Below are 1757 nucleotides of genomic sequence, written 5' to 3' on the forward strand. Positions count from 1 at the left end.
GAGGCGGCGGGCCTGCCGGCACCGATCCTGCCGCCGCCGCGCGAGACGCCGACCGCCGCCGACGAGGCGCTGACGGTGCTGGCGGCGAGCGCCGAGGGGAGCGTGGTCGCACCGGGCACCGCGCAGGCGGGCGGCCTGCTGGCCCCCCTTCAGCCAGGCGCCGCCGGCGCGCCGGTGCTGGACCGCGCCGGTAGGCTCGCGGGCATCGTGGCCCGCTACCCCGGTGCGCCGCGCCTCGTGGCCGGCATCGTGCCACCGGCGAGCCAGCCGCTCGTGCAGGGCGAGGCCGTGGCCGGCTTCCTGCGCCGGAACGGCATCGCCCCCGCGGCCGCTGCGCCGGGCGGCTCCGCGGGGGCGCTGGCCGGCGCGGTCGCGCCGGCCGTGGTGGCGATCACCTGCGCGCGCTGATCACCCGAGCGTCGCGCGCGGGCGATCGCGGGGTCAGAGCCGCCCGGTGGCGAGCAGCACGATCAGGATGATCAGCAGGATGCCGCCGAGGCCGAAGCCGGGGCCGCGATATGCGCCCCCGCCGAGGAAGCCGCCGCCGCCGAAGGCGAGAATGATCAGGATGATCAGCAGAATCGTGACGAGGGACATGCTGCGTATACTCCGGCAGCTGCACGGGATGTGAGCTTGGCCATTCAAACGCCGGTACGGTCCGCTTCGTTCAGTCGCGTCACGCTTTTCTTGACAGGACGGCGACAGGTGGCGGGCCGCCGGCCGGGGCGGTGCGAAGCGTTCGCACGGTGCCGGAGCCGGTCGCCTCGCAGGTGCGGGAACACACGGATCGTCCCGAACCGGCGGGCGTATCACTCGTTCCGTCACTGCATTCGGCCAAGGACAGCCGGAGCGACCAAGACCGCGTCCAGACGATCTTTCTCACTCCACCCTAGACCGGATGATTTCCTCGAACCCCAAGACCACGGGAGATCATCATGACGTCTCGCATCATTGCCGCCGCGCTGCTCGCCGCGACCCTCGCGTCGCCGGCCCTCGCCCAGGGCCTCGACTCGCGCCACAGCCCCTACCCGGCCTCCGCCTATCCGGGCTACGTCGCGCCCGGCGCGTCCCGCGCGGTCGGGCCGCGCGTCACGGCCTCGGCCTATCGCTATTCCGGCCAGCATGCCGGCGGCCCCGCCGGCGCTCTCGTCCGCAACTGAGCCGTTTCCGAAGGCCCGCCCGGCACCGCCGCGGCGGGCCTTCCCGCGCGACGCCGCCTCGGTGCGGCGTCGGCGGCGGCGCGGCCGGCTTCTCGTCCTTCGGAAGGACCCGCGAGAAGCGCGAGGCTGTCGGAGGCCACCGGCACCTTCGAGCCCGGTTCTTCCCCTGTGTTCGATGGCGTCCGGCAAGTCGCAGCCGGTCCTTTGTGCGTTGCCGCGCGGACGATGCGCCGCAGGAAACCACGGGCGGACCTCATGGTTGCCTCTCTACACGCCGGAACGTCCGGCACGGAGCCTCCATGACCAAGACATTCGCCATCAGCGCCCTGGCGCTGCTCTTCACCGTGCCTGCCCTGGCGCAGGGGCTGGTCCGCGGGCCGGGGACGACCGGGGCCATCGTGCTGCCCCAACCGAACACGACCGGAAACGACCCGAGCCTGATCATCGCGCGCGGCAGCACGGGCGCGGAGACCGTCACGACGAACTCGGCGGCCGGCGGCAATGCGGGCCAGCCCGAGCGGGCGATCCCGCAGGGCAGCGCGAACGGCGGCGGCAGCAGCCGCTGAACGAGAGGCGGCGGGCCCTCAGGCCCGCCAG

At 73.8% G+C, this 1757-nt stretch carries 3 protein-coding genes and 1 pseudogene; 3 read left to right on the plus strand and 1 reads right to left on the minus strand.

Features of this window, described 5'->3' with window-relative positions; translation table 11 throughout:
• Nucleotides 1–408 (plus strand): annotated as a pseudogene (locus tag AX737_RS34485) (serine protease); the annotation flags it as partial.
• A gap of 33 nt (nucleotides 409–441) precedes the next feature.
• On the opposite strand, the gene AX737_RS33265 reads toward AX737_RS34485, so the two are convergent.
• Nucleotides 442–597: a DUF3309 domain-containing protein gene (locus AX737_RS33265; protein ID WP_109950448.1), complete on the minus strand. Its 156-nt coding sequence runs from the start codon at nucleotides 595–597 to the stop codon at nucleotides 442–444.
• Nucleotides 598–935: 338 nt separating this feature from the next.
• Here AX737_RS33265 and AX737_RS15510 point away from each other — a divergent pair, with 338 nt between their 5' ends.
• Both AX737_RS15510 and AX737_RS15515 read left to right on the plus strand, forming a co-directional pair.
• Nucleotides 936–1160, plus strand: coding sequence for a hypothetical protein (locus AX737_RS15510; protein ID WP_066922754.1), 225 nt, complete (start codon nucleotides 936–938; stop codon nucleotides 1158–1160).
• Nucleotides 1161–1459: 299 nt separating this feature from the next.
• Nucleotides 1460–1726 (plus strand): hypothetical protein, encoded by a 267-nt coding sequence (locus tag AX737_RS15515; RefSeq protein WP_066922756.1) that lies wholly within the window; start codon nucleotides 1460–1462, stop codon nucleotides 1724–1726.
• Nucleotides 1727–1757 lie beyond the last annotated feature (31 nt).

This window comes from Methylobacterium sp. CCH5-D2 (assembly GCF_001556475.1).
GTDB classification, from domain to species: domain Bacteria; phylum Pseudomonadota; class Alphaproteobacteria; order Rhizobiales; family Beijerinckiaceae; genus Methylobacterium; species Methylobacterium hispanicum.

Excerpts from the sequence above, each read along its gene's own strand:
- AX737_RS15515 (WP_066922756.1), top strand. The coding sequence starts at position 1,460 with ATGACCAAGACATTCGCCATCAGCGCCCTGGCGCTGCTCTTCACCGTG.
- AX737_RS33265 (WP_109950448.1), bottom strand. The coding sequence starts at position 597 with ATGTCCCTCGTCACGATTCTGCTGATCATCCTGATCATTCTCGCCTTC.
- AX737_RS15510 (WP_066922754.1), top strand. The coding sequence starts at position 936 with ATGACGTCTCGCATCATTGCCGCCGCGCTGCTCGCCGCGACCCTCGCG.